Here is a 21906-nt window from a genome sequence, read left to right as displayed (position 1 = left end):
TTTATTTCTCCTCACTTCCTGCAGATTCATAGATATCCATCATTGTATCAAATGTAAGCCGAATCGACTTAAGATCATTTCCATAAGCTTTTCCTGTACTGACACAGTCATAAAAATCGTGAATGCAGGCTTCATGTCCACTGCCCCAGTAAGATTTTCCCGGTACAAGGCTTTTTTTCGAACGCCAGATAACAGGTTCCATCTCTCCTGCCTCCTGATAAGTGACTGTATCTCCTTCCACCCGGATAAATCCTCTTTCCCCTGCAATCTCTATGAGAACAGGCGCGTCACTGACGTATGCAGTCGTAGCGTAAAAGCTGGCTCTTACAGGATCTTTTCCCTGGGTAAACTCCATATAGGCTTCCAGGGTATCTTCCACCTCCACAATTCCTTTTAAATGATGATTCCTCATAGAAGCTTCCGTTCTGACCGGCCTGCCAAGCCAGCGAAGCAGCAGGTCAAGAGCATGTATCGACTGATTCATAAGGGCTCCGCCGCCTTCTGACTCCAGCTTTCCTCTCCATCCGCTTTCTGTGTAATAAGGTGCATTCCTTTGCCAGGTGACAAAGGCTCTGCCTCCCCTCAGAGCTCCGATTTTACCTTCCTCAATCAACTCTGTCGCTTTTTTCGTTGTTTCGTTATACCGGTTCTGAAAGCAGATTCCAAGTCTTGCGCCGCTTTCTGACGATGCCTTTTCTAACTGTTCAAATTGCTGCCGGTTAATAGCCGGCGGCTTCTCCATAAATACGTGAAGGCCATTTTTTAAGGCCATTTCCGCCATGGGAACATGACAGAAATGAGGCGTACAAATATGAATTCCATCCAGATCTTCTTTCTCAAGCATCTCTTCTAACGATTCATATGCATGCCCTTTTCCTTCCGTATATTGGCGGCAGAATTCCTCCGCCCGGTCTATACGAATATCAGCCATGGCACAGAGCCTGACTTCTTTTAATTCCTTTAAGATCATGGAATGGACTTTTCCGATATTTCCGCAGCCAATCACTCCAACCCGAACCATAATCATTCCTCTTTTCTTTTCCTTGTTTCTTCTGTATTTCTATTATATAATTGTTTTAACGCAATTTGTTTGCGCAGATTGACTATAAACATGCGTAGATTGTCTATTTAAGGAGGTGCTCATGAAAAAGGAAAGCCCCTATCATTACAGTGAATTTACCGATCCCATCAGCTGTGATTTCACCACCAGCAATATGGCTGGTAATGTGGATTTTCACATGCATAACAGCCATGAAATTTATCTTCTGGTAGACGGCCATATCCAGTATTTTGTAGAAAATGCATGCTATGACATGAGTCCCGGCAGCCTGATTCTGTTTTCCAACCGGGAGATTCATAAAGCAATCAATACCTCCAATGAACCATTTACCAGGCTGGTAATTCACGTTAATCCATCTTACATCCGGCCTTATTGTACCCCATTAACCAATCTCTTAGACTGCTTTCACAGAGATCCCGGAAAAAACAATCTGGTATTGCTGTCCCAGGCTGATCATGAACTTCTCATTTCCATGGCAAAAAATCTGGAGAAGGCAATAAAAAATCGCCACCCATACGGCAGCGATTTAACAGCGTTAACAACCATTATTCAGATTCTCATACTTATTAATCAGGCCTGGCAGAATACCGGCTCTGTAAAAACAGCGCCAAGGCCTCATAGGGCACAGACAATCATGAATTATATTGATGACCATCTAACAGAACCACTTACACTGGACTCCATCTCCCTTGCCCTGTCCCTTGACAAATATTATTTAAGCCACTTATTTAAATCAGAGACAGAAAGCAGCATCTTCCAGTATATTGTAGTGAAGCGGGTAGCTCTTGCAAAGGAAATGCTCTTAAAAGGTCATACGGTTTCAGAAGCCTGCCATCTGTCAGGTTTTGTGGATTACTCCAACTTTATCCGCACCTTCCGTCAGACAACCGGCTGTACACCAGGTCAATTTAAAAGGCTTAATCCGTAGTGATCAAAACAGACTATTTCTGCTTATAGGGGGGATCAGCAGGATATCCTCCCCTGATCTTTTGCATACCGCGCTGAACGGCATCCTTTGACTGCTTCCAGTCCGCATCCCTGTTTAGATAATCATACTTTTCAATAAACCAGTCTATGTCACCGGAAACCCGTTCCATGTTCTTTAGCATCAACGGAAAAATCACAGAATACAACTGCGCCCGTTCTCCGTCATTTAAGTACCGGTCTGACTCTCTTAACAGATCTCCAAAGTGATGAAGACAAAAACCTTTGCTATTTTTCAGCTTTTCAGTGAAGGAAGCATCCTTTTTATACAGATGATAAAACGTAGCGATATAACGATCATAAACCGCCGATGACCTGTCGCAGATATAGCAGGTCTTCTCTTTTCCATCAATCCAGCGGCATATGGAATTTTCCTCTGCCTTCCTGCCGGTGATCCGGTCTTTCAACGATTTCTTTCCGGGAGAAAAATTTTTAAATTCTTCCTGCATTTCCGAAATCATCTTCTTGTAGTAGGTTTTTAAAATCCAGCCATTCCCAAGGGCATTTCCATATTCAAACATCCGCTTCTGATGGGTCCGGCAAAAACCTGCACAGTCCGTTTTCTCTCTGGTGTCACTTTCCATATAGGAAGCACAGGACCCCAGTACGAAGTCCATCAGCTCTTCTTCCCCTTTCCGTTCCAGATAACAAAACGGGCATTCATCGTCGGCATCCATCGCGTCATTTAGGGGAATCTCGTATAGTTTTTCCTTCATCATTACACCTTAAAGCGGTAACCTACGCCCCAGATGGTCTCAATATACTGTGGCTTCGCCGTGTTGAATTCAATCTTCTCCCTGATCTTTTTGATATGCACCGTAACTGTGGCTATATCTCCGATGGATTCCATATCCCAGATCTTATTGAACAGTTCTTCTTTTGTATAAACATGGTTGGGATTCTGCGCCAGGAATGTAAGCAGATCAAATTCCTTGGTAGTAAAGTTTTTCTCTTCCCCATTCACCCATACGCGCCTTGCAGTCTTATCGATCTTAAGGCCGCGGATCTCGATCATCTCATTATCGGGCATACCGCTGCCGATCAGGCGCTCATAGCGGGCAAGATGTGCCTTTACACGGGCAACCATCTCACTGGGAGAAAACGGCTTTGTAATATAATCGTCGGCACCAAGCCCAAGCCCCCTGATCTTATCGATGTCCTCTTTTTTAGCGGAAACCATGATAATGGGAGTATTCTTCACTTCACGCACCTTCCTGCATATCTCAAATCCATCCACTCCAGGAAGCATCAGATCCAGAATCAGTAAATCAAAATCCTCATGGAGCGCCAGCTTAAGCCCTTCTTCTCCGTTATTTTCAATCTCAACTTCAAATCCGCTTAACTCCAGATAATCCTTCTCCAGCTCCGCGATGCTTACTTCATCCTCCACAATCAATATTCTGCTCATTCCTGCATGACCTCCTGGTATTTTCTTAAAACAAAGTGTATTTCAGTTCCAATTCCTTCCTTGCTGGTGGCCCAGATTCTGCCTCCGTGATCCTCAATAATCTTCTTGACAATGGATAAACCGATTCCGCTTCCTCCCTGGGAAGAATTTCTTGATGAATCAGTCCGGTAGAAACGGTCAAATATGCTGGGTAAGTCCTTAGCCGGAATTCCCTTACCGTTGTCTTCAATCTCCACCTGTATAAAATCACCCACATCCTTAATCCGGATATTGATAATGCCGCTTTTCTTATCCATATATTTTACAGAATTGCTGATAATGTTGTTGATGACCCTTCGCATCTGCTCTGCATCTGCTATAATAATCACATCTTCATCTACATAGTTGAAATAACCAAGCTCAATGTTCCTTGCCTCCATCTCGAGCCCTACTTCATCGATGCAGTCACCGAAATAATTGGATACATTGATTTTGGAGAACGTATAAGGAATCTTATTGGTATCAATCTTGGAATAAAAGGTAAGCTCATCTATCAGCTTATCCATATCATTGGCTTTATTGTAGATTGTTCTGATATAACGGTCCAACTTCTCAGGGGATGAAGCAACCCCATCCATGATTCCCTCCACATATCCCTTGATGGCGGTAATGGGAGTCTTTAAATCATGGGAAATATTGCTGATCAGCTCCTTGTTCTCTTTGTCATACTGCACCTTTTCCTCGGCGGATTCCTTTAAGCGGATTCTCATCTCTTCAAAGTCCTGGCAGAGCTGTCCGATCTCGTCATCGTTCTCTACCTCAAGATTGAAATCCAGGTTTCCGTCCTTGATCTTCTTGGTGGCAACCTGCAGCCGCCCCAAAGGACTTACGACTGACCGGTATACCCACATCATTAAAATAGCGTCGGTAAATAAAATAATCATAATGGCCGCAAACAGCATCTCTGCCATCATGACCTTGATCTCGGGAAGAAGCCCGTCTACATTGGATACAATAAATACACTTCCCTTTTCCTGGTCTGAATAAAGGAAGTCCATCTGCTTAACAAGATGCTGTGTCTCCCCGTCCAGATAAATCGCACCGTCAAGAGTGCTGTCTATCTCCTCATACCTGGGCAGCTGTTCGTAAATACCCTGAGTAATATGGCTGTTGCCGTCATAAATCAGAGTATCCCCTTTTCGCACAATCATATAAGCATACTTGGATGCCAGATTATCATTCAGCTTTTGTAAAAAATCCTGATCATTAAACTGGTCAGGATCGCTTTGTAAGATCCTTTTGATCTCCTTTTGCTCTTCTCTGGTTAAACGGTTAAATATCTGCAGGGAGTTGCCGGATAAAAGATCCACATGCTCCGTTAAATTATAGGCTTTGCGGAATGCCTTCATCTGATAGCTTCCCAAACCTGCTACTACTGCAAAAATCATGGTCAGAGGTATGACCGTTATGATTATAAACGCTACGACCAGGCGTGTTCTTAATTTTAATTTCACCTTTTCGTCTCTCCCACGTTATCATTGAATTGATATTTTATAAAATATTTAATAATATGTAAGGTATTATAACACACATAGCTCTCAAAATTTATAAAACAATTCTAAAATTTAAGTCATTCTGTAAAATAAACAATCTGGTGGATTTCCTAATAAGAAAAAAAATGCTGCATCCTTTCGTAAGTGAAAGGATGCAGCATGGATGATTCTTAAATATTCCGCCCTTATTTATAATTCCTTTGGATCAATTCCAAAATGATCAAAAAGAATCTTTTCCGCTTCCCCATTCCATAATCCCTTATGGGCTTTACAGGATTCACTGAGCTTTTTAAACAGCGGATCAGTCTTTCCCAGCTCTTCAAATTCGTCAATTGCTGTTAAAGGCATATCAAATTGTGTATAAGTAAGTTTTTTCCCTCCGGGTATGGAAGGCAGATTTTTTGTCGCCTCTGCGATACTGTCAATTCCTCCTACATGGGTTACCATAACAGCCGCTTCAATGGCTCCTTGGGCCGACAGCTGATTGGCCTCTACCAGATCATCTGTGTTGCCGCCTGTGGTTCCCATAATATGTGTGCTCGTGTAGTGGCAGTTATAAAGATTGATTTCCGCCTTAAACTGGCTGTCAGAAGGACCGGCAAAAAAGTTCATGCAGCCGTCAAAGGCAAGGAGTTTATCCCCCATCTCTGCCACTTCTTTCACAGGAACATACACAAATACATCATCATAGCCATGGCCTCCGGTAATGGCCGTAAGTTCACAAATGGGATCATCCATTTTAGCTGTATTAACATAGAGAAGCTGAATTCCTCTCGCCAAAGCAGACTCTTCTGAAATCACTTCCCTGGCCCGGGCAATCCGCTCATCGCTGATATCCGTAACCACAATCATTTTGGGTTTATTTTCAAACTGGAGGCCATAACTGACCGCTCCAAGCCCCATGGGACCGCATCCTCCCATAATCAGGATGTTTCCACCGGCTTTGGTTCCCATGGCATGATCATAATTCCTTTTGTTGGTATGATAATTGGCATGGAATCCGCCAATGATGCAGCTCATCGGCTCTCCCAGGGATGCTTCAAAAAAGCTCTCTCCGGTATAATCCAGAAGACATCCAAGCTCCATTACCTCGTTGGGCATGATACAGTAAGTACAGGCTCCTCCACAGAATTCATAAGAATATCCCGGTGAATCCAGCTTTCCCATGTAATTTAACGCTGGCTGCAGAGAAAATTTCTGCCCCGGCTGAAACTGGCCCTTCCACTTGTTCCCAACTTCTACAATCAGCCCCGAACATTCATGACCGACAATCACCGGATTGGTATCCATGTTTTGCGGCGCCCTTTTATGCTTTTTCCCCTGCTTTACCAGCTTGTAGGTGGACATACAGATACTGTCGCTCATGATTTTTACAAGAATCTCATCTTCCTTAATCTGTGGAAGTTCAAACTCCTCCAGTCTCAAATCATCCGTTCCATACATTCTTACCGCTTTTGTTTTCATAGTTCCATCCTCCAACCTTATTCACGAATTTTAATATTAAAGTTCCTGCAGTTCTACCTGCCTGACCAATTCATCCACCAGGCTGCGGTGAGGCGGCTTAGTCCCTATGCTGGTGACAGCGCCTGCAGAAGCTCCCATGCATAAACGGATACAGGTTTCAAGGGGCAGCTTTTCATCCCAGCTGTATGCCATGGCCGCAACCAGAGCATCTCCGGCGCCTACGGTGGAATGGGCTTTTACCCGAAGTCCCGGACAACGGTACCTCTTCTCCTTTGTAAAAAAAATGGCACCCATCTGCCCGAGGGAGATTGCAGCCATGGAGACTCCGTGATCAAGAAGCTTCTCTCCCATGGAAACCAGCTCCTGTTCGGAAGCCCTGTAATCCATCTGATAATACCGCTCCAGCTCTGAACGGTTCGGTTTTAACATATCCGGCTTTCCTTTTAAGGATTCAGAAAACAGTGTGCCGTCCGCATCCAGCAACACCTTTGCCCCTTTTTGGTGAACCTGTTCCGTGATCTTTCGGTATATATCCGTTGGTATCCCCGCCGGTATGCTCCCTGCCAGTACAAACAGGGTATCTGGATTTGCATAGCCATCCAGCCTGTTAAGCAGATCTTCAAGCTGTTCCTTTGATACTTCCGGTCCAGGTTCATTAAGCTCTGTCACCTCACCGGTTTCCTCCACCACCTTTAAATTGGTTCTCGTCTCCCCTTTTACGTCCACGAAATCGGTCCTAAGTCCGAGGTCAGCCAGGACCTGTCTGATGATGGTGCCGCTGGTTCCTCCCACAAAACCTGTGGCAATGCTTTCTCCTCCTAATTCCCTGATTGTCTTGGAAACGTTAATGCCTTTCCCGCCGGCGTCAATTTCCACCCGCTTTATTCTGTTTAAATCTCCCCGTTCAAATTTTCCAATATCCACTGTTTTATCAATGGCAGGATTCATGGTTACAGTAACGATCATTAAGACCACCCCTTTCCGGTAAACATGGTATAGATCTCCTGTGCACTGCACCTGGTGATCCGGTTCACATCTTCCGGATCAGCGAGGCACTGTGCAATGACAGAAAGTATCTCCAAATGCTCCTCTCCTGCTCCTGCGATTCCTATGACCAGTTTCACCATCTCTCCTCCCCAGTCGGTTCCGTCAGGAAACACCATGACTGCAATGCCGGAGCGCCTGATTTTTTTTTTCGATTCCTCCACACCGTGAGGAAGCGCGATCCCATTGCCGATGTTGGTAGGAAAGGTCAGCTCCCTCCGGAGCATTGCCTCTATATACGACTCATCCACACAGCCACTTTCGCAAAGCATTCTCCCCACTTCCCTTATGACTGTCTCTTTTTCTCCAGGTCTGCAATTCAAACGGATATTCCCAGGTTCCAGAAGTTCTGTATTTTTTTCTTTATTTTTTTTTCCGTATCCAAACACGATATTCCCCTCCTCTGCTGGTGTTCTATTAAATTATAGGGTCTCTGTCTTATCTTTTTCAACGAAAACAAAATGGCATTTGGCATCATCAGATGGCGCCAAAACTAAAAAGCACAAAAAAACCAGGTTCTTTACGAACCCGGCTTTCCTGTTTTTATTCCTCACATTTTGTCCAGATAATGTCTGAAATATTGATTTAAATACTGGGAAACAAAGGCTCTTATCTCCTCTTTTCCTCCATGCCTCACAGCTTCCAGAAACTCCTCTTCTTCAATCAGCCTCTCGCTTAAAACCCCCAGAATCTCACTGTTTTCTGCTTCGTGGTCATCCTTTGGCACCAGCATAACCAGCACAACACATACTCCTTTAAAATATGGATCGCTAAATGGCGTTCCGTCTTTTGTCTGGCAAACCGAGAATACCGGTTTTACCACCCCTTCCGTCCTGGCATGAAGCAGGGCAAAGTTTAAATCAGGAAATATCTGGCTGCAAAGCCGTTCTCTCCTCATTAAATCCTCCTGGATCATGATCTGACGGTCTGCGAAGGATGCCAGTTTTTCACTGACGGCTATGAGCAGTTCCTCAAATGTGATCCCATTGTCTACCCGATGGTACTCCATGAGCCTGATGACATTTTTAATCTGAACCGCCATAAAATTCACCTGGTCCAGCTGAATGGTAAACTCCTTGTTATCCTGCTTTTTAGGCATATATTCGCACTGGCGCACCTTACCGGCGATCCGCTCCATTTCCTCGGCGGAAAGCAGCGGACTCACATACAGGATGTCCGCCTCCTCCTTTAGCGGTACCGTGGATACAAAAAAATCTGTTTTGTTCAGCACATAGGGAGATAAGTCCGTCATACCATAAACAGACAGCTCCACCCTGTCTGAAAAATCTCTGGCAATTTTGGATGACATAAGCCGTGAAATGCCGATCCCGCTGGCGCATACGATCCCTATATTCACCTTTCTCCGGCTTTCCTTCCTGCTTTCCATCCGGACTTCAGCCGCACCGAAGTGTACGGCAAGAAACCCGATCTCCGGCTCCGGTACCTCATATCCATATCGGTCTTCAATTACCCTGGCAACGGTCCTGCACCGCTCAAATATAGCGGGATAGTCCCGTTTAATCTGCTCCAGTAAAGGATTCTGGATCTTCATACCATTGGCAAGGCGAACCAGAGTAGGCTTTAAATGGGCAATCAGTCCCTGTATTACAAATTCCTCATCCTGCTTCAGCAAATAAGCCATACCGTCGTTATAGCAGTCAATCATTTCATTGACCACCTCCCACAACTCCCTGGATTCTTCAATTTCACTTTTTGACTTCTCGTCTATATTGAGCTGCTGGATCTTGGAACCTTTGATGTGAAGACAGATATAGGCACACTCAATTTCCGGAATCTGAATCTGAAACTCTTCTTCCAGAGATCTGGTTATGGTTTCAGCCAGATCATAATCCTGGTCTTTCTGCAAAAAATCCGCCATAAGGGGATTTTCCTCAATGATTTCCTGCCGGCGGATCCGGTTCACGGCAATTGCCACATGGATCACCAGACCAAGGTAGGAATCCTGGGTCAGATTCAGTATTCGCTTATCCCGTAACCTTAAGATGCAGGCAATCACCCGTTTTACAATATCGTCATCCAGAATTCTGTAAATGTTCCTCTCACTTTTATTCTGAATTACATTTAACACGGACTGGTTCCGGTCTTCATACAGCCCCTGTATCATCTCTGTATGAATGTTTTCATCGATAAATACCCTGAGGGCCCGGCGGAAATCCCGTTCGCTGCCCTCAATGAACACACCGTATCCCGGCTTTCTCTTTATTTCCAGATGATACTTGTGAAACCACTCTTTGACCGCTTCCAAATCCGAGCTGACAGTGGCCTCGCTGACTCCGAATATATCACTGTAATAATACAGCTTTTTTAACGTCTTATCCTTGAGAATTTCCAGGACCAGACGCTTCTGGCGTTCAATCCGGTCAGAAACGTCAAGGGCATCATCTGCTTCAAGTTCAGCCTTTAAGGCTTCCATTTGGGTCCTGTCTCCTTCCAGCCAGATACCAGTCCCGGTTTTGGAACAAAAAGTCAGACCGTATTTCTTAAGTGCCCTGGGAATGTATTCCAGCTCCCTTTGCACCGTTCTTTTACTGATACGGATCTGGTCTGCAAGCTGCTTTACGGGAACAGGCCCGTGCTCTTTCAGCAAAGCCAGAACGATTTGCTGCATTCTGGGCGTAAAATCATTACCCGCCATTTCATCCACCTCCCATTAACCAGTTCAGGAGCTCCTTATAACCAGACATATCTGTTAAATTATCCACCGTAAAGCATGGAACATGAATTTCTGTCAGGAAACGGGCAAAATCCTTCTGGCAGACAACGGCATCTGCATCAGCAGGAATGCGGTCAGCTGACACATGGAATACCTCTACACCTGCCAGGCCTTCCAGTTTCAGTTTTTTCTTAAACAGGGCACTGGCCATGGCACTGGATCCCATTCCTGCGTCGCAGACAAAATATACTCTGGCATGTTCCATTCTCTTCATCGGCATCTCTTCACCCTTTTGCTCTTTTTCTTTATCAATAAATGGTTTCTCTCTCTTCCCCAACAGGATCAGGCAGGACAGAAGGCAGGACACCGCAGCAGAGACAAAAATCCCCATAACAATCCCCAGCCAATGCTTTTTGTCCGCCATAATCAGTATGGTAATGATGCTTCCAGGTGAAGCCGGACCCAAAAGTCCGCTGCCTGTCATCATAAAACAGTAATTTCCCGCAATGCTGCCGGCAATGGCACCAGCCAATAACCGGATATCTGACAGTACATAAGGAAAATAAACCTCATGGATGCCCCCCAGAGACTGGATAATAAGGCTGGAAACCATTGTTTTCCTCATATTCCGGTTAACCAGGGTGTAAGCAAGAAGGACCCCGAATCCCGGCCCGGGATTGGTCTCCAAAAGAAACAGAATGGAACTACCCTGGGTTTTCAGCTGTTCCAACCCCAGCGGCAGAAAAAAGCCGTGATTGATCCAGTTATTAAAAAAAATAATTTTCAATGGCTCTACCACAAAGCTGATAAAAGGGATGATGCCCCTGTCTATCATAATCGATAAACCATTCCCCAAAAATCCCAGCAGCCATTCTGCCACCGGTATCACAAAAACATAGGCAGCACCTCCGGCAAGCAGCCCTAAAGATGCCAAGTATAAGTTGCAAAAGAGCATCTCAAAGCCGGGGGGGATCCAGTTTTTGATCCGGTCCAATCCCCTTTTGCATAAAAATCCGGCCATACTGCCAACCATAACAGACAGAATCATGGCAGAAGCAGGCTCTGCCATAACAACAACAGAAGCGGCAAGGGTGCCGGCTAAACCGCCGACTTCCCCGCCGCACATAGTGCCTGCTTTATATCCCATAAACACCGGAATCACCAGAAAAGATAAAATTTTAGACATTTCATACAGGTGTTCATTCTGGAATATGCCTGCTGAAAAGACTGACAGCAGCCCTGCTGTCACAAACAAAGGTATGCATTCAGCGATCACCCTGCTGTAATACTTCAGTACTTTCCCCGCTAATTTCATCTGTGAAACTCCCCTTCTGAACCCATTATATATTTTTGTAAGTATTATATCATGGTTTATAATCAGATGAAAGGCCGTAGTTTACTATGAATTTTTATCTAATTGCCTTTTAATGTTTCCACCAGCTGGTCATATTCCGGAGCTGCCATAAAATTAGTGATCAGAACCAGTTCTGCCTCCGGATTGCTGTGAGCCGCTCGCTCCTTCAATTCCTTATGAGTCACCACAATCTGAGCATCCAGCGGAATTGAGGATACCGGTGAGTGAACCACTTCGATATCTCCGAATCCTGCTGCCGCCAGCTTTTTTTTCAATACGGTAGCTCCCATGGCGCTGGAACCCATACCTGCATCGCAGGCAAATACAATTTTTTTAACAGGGCTCTCAGATACCGTTTTCTTTTCTGCTGTCTGATTTCCTTTGGATTCCTGCTTCATCTTCTTAACTTTATCCTTCGATTCATCCAGATCTCCGTTTTTACCTGTAAACCGAAGCAGAGGAAGAGCAACAAGGAAGGAAACAGCTGCAGCTACTGTAACACCTGCCAGCGTACCAAAGTATCCGCCTCTTGGTGTCATTGCAAGGACAGCCAGGATGCTTCCAGGAGATGCCGGTGAGGTCAATCCCACACCAAGAAGCTGGAACACAAAGATTCCGCTGGCTCCGCCTGAAATAACCGCCAGAAGTAAAAGAGGGTTCATCAGGATGTATGGGAAATAAATCTCATGGATTCCGCCTAAAAAGTGAATGATGATTGCGCCGGGTGCTGAGCTTTTGGCAGATCCTTTCCCAGCAATACAATAAGCAAGCAAAATACCGAGTCCCGGTCCTGGGTTTGCCTCCAGAAGAAAGAATATGGATTTTCCCATTTCTTCTACCTGCTGGATACCCATAGGAGAAAGAATACCATGGTTGACGGCATTGTTTAAGAACAGGATCTTAGCAGGCTCAATAAAGACGCTTGCCAGAGGCAGCAGCTTATGATCCACAAAGAAACCTACCCCTGATTCCATCACACGGTTCATAACCTCTACAAAAGGCGCAACTCCCTTCAAGGCGATCACTGTTAAGATGGCACCGATGATGCCCAGGGAGAAGTTGTTAACCAGCATTTCAAAGCCGGCAGGGACCTTCCCCTCTATTTTACGGTCAAACTGCTTAATCACCCAGGCACTGACAGGACCCACGATCATTGCCCCCATAAACATGGGAACACTGGAGCCGACGATTACGCCCATCGCTGTGATTGCGCCGATCACGCCACCCCGCTGGCCATAAACAACCGTACCGCCTGTATATGCGATTAATAGCGGCAGAAGCATGCTGGCCATAGGAGAAACCAGAGCCCCGATGGCTTCATTGGGATACCAGCCCGTTGGAATAAACAATGCCGTAATCAGTCCCCATGCAATAAATGCACCGATGTTAGGCATTACCATACCGCTTAAAAAGCGGCCAAATACTTGTACCTTCTCTTTCATTTTACATACCCTCACTTCATGTTATAGTATTTACTGTGTGATCCGTGGAAGGTATGATTGGCCAATCAATTCCTTTTCATAGCCTTATTATAATCAATGTGAGCTTTAAATTTCAACACGAAGTAACGGGGATTTGGCGCTAAGTTTAGTGCCAAATGTTAAAAACCATAAAATCTTTGCTCTATTCACAAAAAGAAAGATGCCGCTCCCAGCTATAATCAGCTGTTTTTGCGGCATCCTTCTCATATAAGGATTATAAATATTCTTTTAAAAGGGAAACCTTGTCAAGCTTTTCCCATGGCAAATCTAAATCGTTTCTTCCAAAATGTCCGTAAGCAGCAGTCTGTTTATAGATCGGGCGGCGTAAATCCAGCATTTTAATAATACCAGCCGGACGTAAGTCGAAGTTTTCACGGATAATCTCAACCAGCTTTTCATTGCTTACTTTTCCGGTACCAAAGGTATCTGCCATGATGGAAGTGGGGTGAGCCACTCCGATGGCGTAGGATAACTGTATTTCACACTTATCTGCAAGACCGGCTGCTACGATATTCTTTGCAACATAGCGGGCTGCATAAGCGGCTGAACGGTCAACCTTGGTGCAGTCCTTTCCTGAGAATGCTCCGCCGCCGTGACGGGCATATCCTCCGTAGGTGTCCACAATGATTTTACGGCCGGTAAGACCACTGTCTCCCTGAGGTCCGCCGATTACAAAGCGGCCGGTGGGATTAATAAAAAATTTGGTATGATCATCTATAAGCTCAGCCGGAAGTATCTCGTCAAACACATATTTTTTGATATCTTTATGAATCTGTTCCTGGCTGACATCCTCATCATGTTGGGTGGATAATACCACCGCATCAAGGCGGAGAGGTTTGCCGTTCTCATCGTATTCTACCGTAACCTGAGTTTTTCCATCAGGACGGAGATAAGTTAAGGTTCCATTCTTACGCACTTTTGTCAGTTGAAGTGCAAGCTTATGAGCCAGTGCGATGGGATATGGCATATATTCTTCTGTCTCGTTGCTGGCGTAACCGAACATCATACCCTGATCTCCGGCTCCGATGGCATCGAGTTCTTTCTCTGACATCTTGTTTTCTTTCGCTTCCAGCGCACGGTCAACGCCCATTGCAATATCCTTGGACTGTTCATCCAGAGCTACAATCACTCCGCATGTGGCACAGTCAAAACCGTATTTTGCACGGTCATAACCGATCTCTCTTACCGTTTCACGCACTACCTTCTGAATGTCCACATATGCCTGGGTTGTGATCTCACCCATAACCATAACAAGACCGGTGGTGGTACAGGTCTCACAAGCCACCCGGCTCATCGGGTCCTGTTTTAACATCTCATCAAGTATGGCATCAGAGATCTGATCACACATTTTATCCGGATGTCCTTCTGTAACGGATTCGGATGTAAATAATAATTTTTCCATGTTGTCATTTCCTCCTTTACTTTACATGGGGGAATAACAAAAAGAAAAGTCCGCAGCAACGCGGACTTGATTCAACTTTGTATCAAATCCTCTTATTGCTCGATTTCTCGCTCAGGTTGGCACCTTCCAGACGCTTCTTGTGGTTAAAACCACAAAATCGGCCGGGGTTGCCGTGACTTCACAGATCCTTTGTATCTCCATCACTCTGAATAAGGGATATTACGACTTTTCATTTGTTATTCAATTAGCAGTTATGATATCTGCTTTTTCATTCTACTCTAATAACGGACATATGTCAATAGTCTTGCGGATTTTCTGTTAGTCCCAGAGCTTTTCCGGATAAAGGCCTGCCGCCTTAAAACCTGCAATGGCATCAACTACCGTCTTTTTATCTTCCTGATAGGTAACTCCATACCAGCGGTCTGTACTTTTCAGCACAGTTACCTCTGCTTTATTCTCTTTTAAAAGCTCATCAACCACAAACGGCAGGAAGAACTCACATTTGAGGGGATTGTCTTTTAACTCTTTGTTTAAGAAAATAGGGAACCGTTCTTTCAGCTCTTTTAAAACGCTTTCGGTAAATCCCCATAAATTCATGGATACAAGTGTATCTTCCGAAAGCCCGGTCCAGGTTGCTCCGTCATCTTCCGTATATTCCGCTCTCTCCCCATGCTTTTCTATTCTGGTTCTCTCGCAGATGTCGGTCAGCAGTCCGTCTTTTGAAACCGTGCATACCCCTCTCGCCACATGACCATTCTCTGTCAGTGTGTTGTAGAGCTTATAACCAACCATGGAAAACTGATATCTGTCCACTTCCTGGACTTCAGATAAGAAGTTGAAAACAGAAACAAAAGCACTTTTCCCATAGTAATCGTCGGCATTAATCACAGCAAAGGGACCATCAATCACTTCTTCACAGCACAGGATGGCATGACCCGTTCCCCATGGCTTTACTCGCCCCTCCGGCACTTTATATCCCTCAGGGAGTTTAGAAAGTTCCTGATAAACATATTCCACTTTTACGTGCGCCGCCATACGGTCTCCGATGTGTTCCTTAAACTCCTTTTCAATTGCCTTCTTAATGATGAATACTACCTTTTCAAAGCCGGCTTCCACCGCGTCATAAATGGAAAAATCAATGATCTTGTTTCCCTGGGCATCCACCGGATCAATCTGTTTTAATCCGCCGTACCGGCTGCCCATACCCGCCGCCATAATAACCAGCACCGGTTTCTTCTTCATTTCCATAGCCCCTTCCTCCTGTCAAGCAAAACGGCGGGGGAATCCCCCGCCTAACCTACTTTTAATTTAAATTTCTGAGCTTCTTTTTCTGAATCCACCTTTTCAATCATGGCACCCAGTCCCTGAAGCTTATCTTCAAAGCATTCATAACCCCTTTGAATATAACCGATTTCATCCACTACGGTATATCCATCTGCTGCAAGACCTGCAATCACCAGCGCTGCTCCTGCACGTAAGTCGGGAGCATTCACGAAGGCTCCGGTCAGACCGGTCACACCGTCAATTACAGCGACGTTGCCTTCCACCTTTACATTGGCACCCATGCGGGAAAGCTCATCCACATAGCGGAAGCGGTTCTCAAAAATACTCTCAGTCACTACACTGGTACCTCCTGCCAGAGCCAGTGTTACTGCCATCTGAGGCTGCATATCAGTCGGGAATCCCGGATAAGGAAGTGTCTTAATATCTGTGTGTTTCTGATTGGTTTTTCCCACTACACGGACTGCATCATCAAATTCCACCACTTCACAGCCCATCTCAAGAAGTTTGGCCGAAATGGCTTCCAGGTGCTTGGGAATCACATTCTTTACCATAACATCGCCCCGTGTAATTGCTGCTGCACACATAAATGTGCCTGCCTCAATCTGGTCGGGAATAATGGAATATTCCGTTCCGTGAAGTCTGGAAACGCCTTTGATTCGAATGGTATCGGTGCCTGCTCCCTTAATATTGGCACCCATACTGTTTAAAAAGTTAGCGACGTCAACGACGTGAGGTTCCTTTGCCACGTTCTCCAGAATGGTTTGTCCTTCTGCAAGAGTTGCAGCCATCATAATGTTGATGGTAGCTCCTACGCTGACCACATCAAGATAGATATGGCTTGCTACAAGATCAATCGCGTGGGCGATCACTGCTCCCCGTTCAATCTTAACATCGGCTCCCAGTGCACGAAAGCCCTTTAAATGCTGGTCAATGGGTCTGCTTCCAATGTTGCAGCCTCCCGGAAGGGGAACCTGGGCACTTTTATATTTTCCAAGCATAGCTCCGATAAAATAGTAGGAAGCTCTGATTCTGCGTATATATTCATCATCAACCGATACTTCACGGATTGTCTGTCCGTTAATACGGACCGTATGTCTGTCAATCCGCTCCACTTTCGCTCCGATTTCTTCGATTGCTTCCAGTAACACGTTAATATCTCTCACATCAGGCAGATTATCAATCAGCACATCCTCATCTGTCATGATAGCTGCTGCCAGAATTCCCAAAGCGGCATTCTTGGCTCCCCCTATGGTCACTTCTCCAACCAGGGGATTACCGCCTTTCATAATATACTGCTCCATTTCACACCTCTGACTATCCTTTTATCTATTACAATTCTCTTAATTTTTAACATTCGCCTTTCATGATTATAACATATCTTACGAATTTGTAAAGAGAACGCATTTTCTTATTCCAAAAATACTCCGCAGACAAAATCGTTTCCAAGGCCTGAAAAGTAAGCAGAGGCATCATTTAAGCCCATTTTCTGGCTGTCTTTGGTTTCCGGATTGTAGAGGGTCACATTATACTGGTCATAGCCCGAAATGAGCAGAAACCCTCCCTGTCCTGTGTAAGCGGCTACCGGACAGCCCTGTCCGATGAAATAAAGGATCTGATTTAAGGCAGCGCCCCTGGCGTCAATCATAAAGACACCATCCGTTAATCCGTTTTCCGTAAATCCTGACAGATTCCGGAAGAAGGCCGCCCCGGTTTTCAATGGATCCTTCATATTTTTAACAGGAGGCCGGTTAACCCGGTTCCAGAGCATCTCCTGATTCTGGTCTGTCACAACCCCCATCTTATCATAGGCAAGCTCCAAAGCCTTAATGAAGCTTTTACTGCTTCCCAGATAATGACCTCCTGCATAGGCCAGAAATCTGTTTTCCTGAGTTTTGGGGCGGCTCTTTAATTCAACCACCTCAGTCGTTTCATAAGCTACTTTTTTCGGAACTGCAATGGTTACATTCCGGCTTGCTGCTTCCTGGTCTAACTGGACGAAGTAAATCTTTTTACGGTCCTCTGAAGCATACCAGCCGATTCCTTTCAATTCTTCAGAGGTAAGCTCCTGGTTGCAGACAATGGTATCCTGTCTGGAAACCGAATAGGACTGATCCCCGGTTTTTAACACCTGGGTTAAATGAATCCGGCTTCCGTCCACTGTAACATCCGCAATATAAGACTGATCCTGTTCATACTTCTTTACGATGGCTCCGCTCTGGTCCATGATCTCAATCCGATACATGGGAGCATCCAGAACTCTTCCGTTTTGTGTCCAGATATCACCGCCTTTTGCGATTCCGTATATGAAATCATCGCCTACAAAGCCCAGGGGACGGAACTTATTATCCTCTCCTCCGTTGATCTCCCTTTTAATACCTGTATCTAAATCCATCAAATGTATGACACTGGCACCGTAAACGTCACTGCCTTCCTGCCATGCAAAATGGCGTTCTGTACTGCTGACTGCATAACCTCCCTCAGAAAGAGAATCTGCCAGTACCATATATTCGTTGCTGTTTAAATCAATTCCATAAACCGATCTGCCCGCCATAAGGTAGAGCATTCCGTTGGTGCCCAGATGAGAAAGCTGATCCACCTCTTCCTTCAGCATCTCAAAGGATGAAGTGACCGGTGTAAAGAAACGCTCTCCTATGGCATTCTCTCCGCTGTCATAGCGGTAAAGAGCGATTCCCATACTTCCTTCGTGAATTCCCCTGTTCATATAGCCGTAAACAAGAAAATCCACATCGCCGTTGTCACTCACTGACAGAATCTTAATGTCATGCTGGTTATATCCGCTGCGAAGGCCGTCGTCTTTTCCGCTTCGGAAAGAAAATACCTTTACTGCATGCCCCTGTTTCTGATCATATGTCCATAAATCCCGGTTAATTCCATAGGCAATACAATTTCCTCCGGGACTTTTTTTCGTCTGTACTTCATCCGCATTGGTAATTCCCAGTGTAATCCGTTTTCCCGAAAACAGTTCTTTCTGTCCGGAGAAGATCTGATTGGTACTCCGTTCAAAGTCCATCAGATAAATGCGCTTGCTATCCCATTTCATCGTGAAGGAATCTTCCACTTCATATAGCTCTCTGTCATCCCCTTCGCCTGTCCGCGCCGCCTGATACTCCAGACTGACACTGCACATCACGCCGTCTAAATCCTTCAGGGTGGCACGGATCTCCCCTACCGGCTCCATCGTCAGCCCGCCCCATGTGAGTTGGGAAAAGCTGGACCGGATAGACACATGTCCAAGAGAACTGTTATCCTCGGAATTACTGGTCTCAAGATACGTGGTTAAATCTCTTGCCTGATCATAGTGAAATGTCCTGGTGGTGAAATCTACGGCAAAATCGATCATGTCCTTCCCATTGGTACTGTCTGTCCACATGATCCGGGTATAATAATAAAGTGTTCCGTTTTCCGATGTGTCCAGAGTCAGTATCAGTATATATTCCTTGTCTTTTGTCAGCAGATTCTGTATGGGAAGCGCAGCCTTTACTGTTCCATCTTCCTCATCCCACTTACTCAGGCTGGTCCGTTCCACCAGACGGCTTAAATCAAGACTGCGCACTTCATACTGAATGCCGGTTATACTTCCGTTATAATCTGCAATCCCAAGGCTTAAATTCCTGTCCTGGGGAAGAACGGTAAGGGCTTCCCTTGATACAGTCTGTGCCATATCCTGAACATAGCCGTGCAGCAGATTCATCTTTCTTCCGAACATATCCGCGTATACAACAGGAAGTGATGCCTCATCCATGGAGGTATACACCATTACATCGCTTTTTTCCGTATTTCTCTGATTCCACATAAAATAAACTGCGATAGCCAACAGGAATACCACAGATAAAATTCCGATTTTTTTAGCCAAACGATTCATATAAAACATCCTTTATTTTTCCAATTTAATCTACTTTATTGTATACAATAATGGACAAAACTACAACGAAAACTTTCTTAAACATTCGTTAATTGGCAAAAAAACCCGGTTAGCGTAAATTCCATATCCTGTCTTAACTGCTGATATTCCTAAACTGCTCCGCCAGCTGATAGGAAGTACCTTCTCTGGTAATTACGAAGATCGTATTATTCCCAGCAATGGTTCCTACAATTTCATTCCAGCCCAGTTCATCGATAACCGTACATACAGACGCCGCCATGCCTGGCTCACAGTCAATAACAACCACATTTCCTGACAGCTCCACTGCCCTGACTGCCATGGAAAACAGTATAAAAAGCCTGTGGGAAATCTGGTGTCTGGATATAATACTGCTTTGAATATATCCTTCCCCGCTTACTCCCTTTATCAGGTTCATCTCCCTGATATCCCTGGATAAGGTGGCCTGGGTGACATCAATCCCCTCCCTGCTTAAATATTCCTTAAGCATTGTCTGTGTCGTGATGGGCTGCTTCCTGATCAATTTAAGAATTGTCTTCTGACGCCTGGTTTTTACATTATCCTTTTCTAATTCATTCACCTTATTCCCCTTTTACCTGTTCACCTAAAGAATCTCAACTCCAGCTTCCATGTCACGGTCAGGAATCATAAAGGACACATTCCCTTCCCGATCCTCCGCCACCATAAGCATCCCTTCCGATTTCATACCTGCTATTCTGGTGGTTTTCACATTTTCCAGAACCATCACTTTTTTTCCGATAACTTCTCCGGTTTCATAATATCCTTTCAGACCGCACAGGATCTGACATGTCTTGTCCCCAATCTCCACCTGAAAGCATAAAAGCCTGTTGGACTGATTTACTTCCGAACATTTTACAATCTTTCCAACTTTAAATTTCATTTTGAACAGATGATCACATGACACATACTCTTCTTTCTGGTATTCCATCTTTTTCCCTCTTTTTTCATCAGTTGACAAGCACAGCCTGGGCTGCCCGAAACTCATTGGGCAGAACATGCCTGAGCTGGATAAAGTTTCTGCGGAATGTCTTTACCGTTCCATAGCCTACTTCTATAGCAATATCAGTAATCGATTTATCCGTATCAAGAAGCAGTTCACAGGATTTGTCAATCCTTAACCGGTTCACAAAATCAGAAAAATTACATTCTACCTGCATCATTAAATGCCGGTTCATCTCCTCTATGGATATGCCGAATCTTTCTGACGTTTCAAACGCCTGTATCTCCTCCTGATAATTTCTGGAAATATACTCCACCAGCTGGTAAGCCATCTTTTTCTCTTCTATATTTGTTATGTTCAAAACTCTTTGATACGTTCTTCGGTAATTGCTGATCTTATTTTCCATACGGTAGGAAAATACCTTGGATATATGTGCTGCATCCACATATCCAAGAACAGGCGCTATTTCCTCCAATGTCATATCCGTATATAATAAATAATTGATTGTTTTTACAATCCGCATTTCACTGACCAGTTCATGAAATGCAAGTCCTGTCTTTTCGAAGATATACATCCGGACCGATGATCTGCTCAAATAAAACTGTTTCGCTATTCTCTCCAGAGTAATCTTCTCTCCCAGATGCATGTAGATGTAACGCAGGATCAGCAGCCGGTTATCCTCTGATCCGTTTTTTATACATATCTTTTTATCCCTGTTATCAATCACACGGCAAAATGCAATGATCAAAGAAGAAACAAGCATAATTATATTTATCTCCTGATAGGATCTTCTTTCCCTGAAATCCATTACAGATTCCACCCCTGCCTCTTCCCTGATTTTAAGAAACAGATATCCCACCTCTTCTCTCATTTCCTCCGTAAGATACGCATATGGAGTTTCTTCCAGTTTCTTTAAAACAGAAACAGGATCCGACATGGAGGTAGAGGATTTTATCGTTTCCGCCACCACATCATAATTATATTTAACAATTTCAAAGCTTAAGACCTCTTCCACCTCTACGATTTGTGTGCACTCCCATGGCAGTACAGAAAGCAATACTCCTGATTTTAGTTCGTACCGTTCCCTGTCTATCTCGATACTGCCTTTTCCTTCTCTCACTAAAATGAATCTCGGACTTTTGTGATACAACGGCAAAGTTCTTTCCGCGATTGTTTCGTAATCAAAGGTGCATATTTTTTTAATATCTATTTTTGAGCAGAAATGTGACTGCAGCTCAATATACTCCTTCATCTTATCAAATCCTTCCAGATTTTGCGTAATACGTTAATAAGTTATCGTATATTCATTTGTTTCATGATAATATAAGTATTTCTATTCATACCTGGAGGAAAAGTA

At 44.6% G+C, this 21906-nt stretch carries 18 protein-coding genes and 1 riboswitch; of the genes, 1 reads left to right on the top strand and 17 read right to left on the bottom strand.

The features are described from left to right. Window position 1: 1 nt before the first annotated feature. Window positions 2–1021 (bottom strand): Gfo/Idh/MocA family protein, encoded by a 1020-nt coding sequence (locus V7D18_RS02250; RefSeq protein WP_426151038.1) that lies wholly within the window; start codon window positions 1019–1021, stop codon window positions 2–4. Between the two features lie 121 nt (window positions 1022–1142). On the opposite strand from V7D18_RS02250, the gene V7D18_RS02245 reads away from it, so the two are divergent. Then, on the top strand, window positions 1143–1988 hold the full coding sequence (locus V7D18_RS02245; RefSeq protein WP_426151036.1) for a helix-turn-helix domain-containing protein: 846 nt from the start codon (window positions 1143–1145) through the stop codon (window positions 1986–1988). 13 nt (window positions 1989–2001) lie between these two features. Here V7D18_RS02245 and V7D18_RS02240 read toward each other — a convergent pair whose 3' ends face one another. The 16 genes from V7D18_RS02240 to V7D18_RS02165 all read right to left on the bottom strand — a co-directional run bounded on the left by V7D18_RS02240 (window position 2002) and on the right by V7D18_RS02165 (window position 21801). Next, on the bottom strand, window positions 2002–2760 hold the full coding sequence (locus tag V7D18_RS02240) for a DUF6062 family protein (RefSeq protein WP_426151034.1): 759 nt from the start codon (window positions 2758–2760) through the stop codon (window positions 2002–2004). 2 nt (window positions 2761–2762) lie between these two features. Continuing rightward, the gene (locus V7D18_RS02235; protein ID WP_426151032.1) at window positions 2763–3452 is read right to left on the bottom strand and encodes a response regulator transcription factor; all 690 of its coding nucleotides are present in this window, start codon (window positions 3450–3452) and stop codon (window positions 2763–2765) included. Continuing rightward, window positions 3449–4879: an ATP-binding protein gene (locus V7D18_RS02230; protein ID WP_426151162.1), complete on the bottom strand. Its 1431-nt coding sequence runs from the start codon at window positions 4877–4879 to the stop codon at window positions 3449–3451. The genes V7D18_RS02235 and V7D18_RS02230 overlap by 4 nt, the downstream gene beginning before the upstream one ends. A gap of 294 nt (window positions 4880–5173) precedes the next feature. Continuing rightward, entirely contained in the window at window positions 5174–6448 is a 1275-nt protein-coding gene (locus V7D18_RS02225) for a zinc-binding dehydrogenase (protein ID WP_426151030.1), read from the bottom strand. A 36-nt stretch (window positions 6449–6484) separates the two neighbouring features. Continuing rightward, window positions 6485–7414, bottom strand: a complete 930-nt coding sequence (gene pfkB / locus V7D18_RS02220) for a 1-phosphofructokinase (protein ID WP_426151028.1) — start codon at window positions 7412–7414, stop codon at window positions 6485–6487. Continuing rightward, window positions 7414–7881, bottom strand: coding sequence for a PTS sugar transporter subunit IIA (locus V7D18_RS02215; RefSeq protein ID WP_426151026.1), 468 nt, complete (start codon window positions 7879–7881; stop codon window positions 7414–7416). The genes pfkB and V7D18_RS02215 overlap by 1 nt, the downstream gene beginning before the upstream one ends. A gap of 161 nt (window positions 7882–8042) precedes the next feature. Continuing rightward, window positions 8043–10148, bottom strand: coding sequence for a BglG family transcription antiterminator (locus V7D18_RS02210; RefSeq protein WP_426151024.1), 2106 nt, complete (start codon window positions 10146–10148; stop codon window positions 8043–8045). 1 nt (window position 10149) lies between these two features. Beyond that, entirely contained in the window at window positions 10150–11481 is a 1332-nt protein-coding gene (locus V7D18_RS02205) for a protein-N(pi)-phosphohistidine--sugar phosphotransferase (protein WP_426151022.1), read from the bottom strand. Between the two features lie 98 nt (window positions 11482–11579). Continuing rightward, complete coding sequence (locus V7D18_RS02200; protein ID WP_426151020.1) at window positions 11580–12962, bottom strand: PTS mannitol transporter subunit IICB; 1383 nt, start codon at window positions 12960–12962, stop codon at window positions 11580–11582. 253 nt (window positions 12963–13215) lie between these two features. Then, window positions 13216–14403, bottom strand: a complete 1188-nt coding sequence (gene metK, locus V7D18_RS02195; protein ID WP_426151019.1) for a methionine adenosyltransferase — start codon at window positions 14401–14403, stop codon at window positions 13216–13218. 89 nt (window positions 14404–14492) lie between these two features. Beyond that, a riboswitch (SAM riboswitch) is annotated at window positions 14493–14619 on the bottom strand. Between the two features lie 102 nt (window positions 14620–14721). Next, window positions 14722–15645, bottom strand: coding sequence for a nucleotidyltransferase family protein (locus tag V7D18_RS02190; protein ID WP_426151160.1), 924 nt, complete (start codon window positions 15643–15645; stop codon window positions 14722–14724). Between the two features lie 50 nt (window positions 15646–15695). After that, window positions 15696–16988, bottom strand: coding sequence for a UDP-N-acetylglucosamine 1-carboxyvinyltransferase (locus tag V7D18_RS02185; protein ID WP_426151017.1), 1293 nt, complete (start codon window positions 16986–16988; stop codon window positions 15696–15698). Window positions 16989–17095: 107 nt separating this feature from the next. Beyond that, complete coding sequence (locus V7D18_RS02180) at window positions 17096–19570, bottom strand: hypothetical protein (protein WP_426151015.1); 2475 nt, start codon at window positions 19568–19570, stop codon at window positions 17096–17098. Between the two features lie 133 nt (window positions 19571–19703). After that, window positions 19704–20168 (bottom strand): arginine repressor, encoded by a 465-nt coding sequence (locus tag V7D18_RS02175; protein ID WP_426151014.1) that lies wholly within the window; start codon window positions 20166–20168, stop codon window positions 19704–19706. Window positions 20169–20192: 24 nt separating this feature from the next. Continuing rightward, the gene (locus V7D18_RS02170; RefSeq protein WP_426151012.1) at window positions 20193–20537 is read right to left on the bottom strand and encodes a hypothetical protein; all 345 of its coding nucleotides are present in this window, start codon (window positions 20535–20537) and stop codon (window positions 20193–20195) included. Between the two features lie 19 nt (window positions 20538–20556). Then, window positions 20557–21801 carry an AraC family transcriptional regulator gene (locus tag V7D18_RS02165; RefSeq protein WP_426151010.1) on the bottom strand — a complete coding sequence of 415 codons (1245 nt, stop codon included), beginning with the start codon at window positions 21799–21801 and terminating at the stop codon, window positions 20557–20559. Window positions 21802–21906 lie beyond the last annotated feature (105 nt).

Source organism: Lacrimispora sp. 38-1 (assembly GCF_049890855.1).
Classification (GTDB): Bacteria; Bacillota; Clostridia; order Lachnospirales; family Lachnospiraceae; genus Lacrimispora.
The sequence above is the reverse complement of the archived record's forward strand: the minus strand, read 5'-3'. Positions and strand labels throughout refer to the sequence as shown.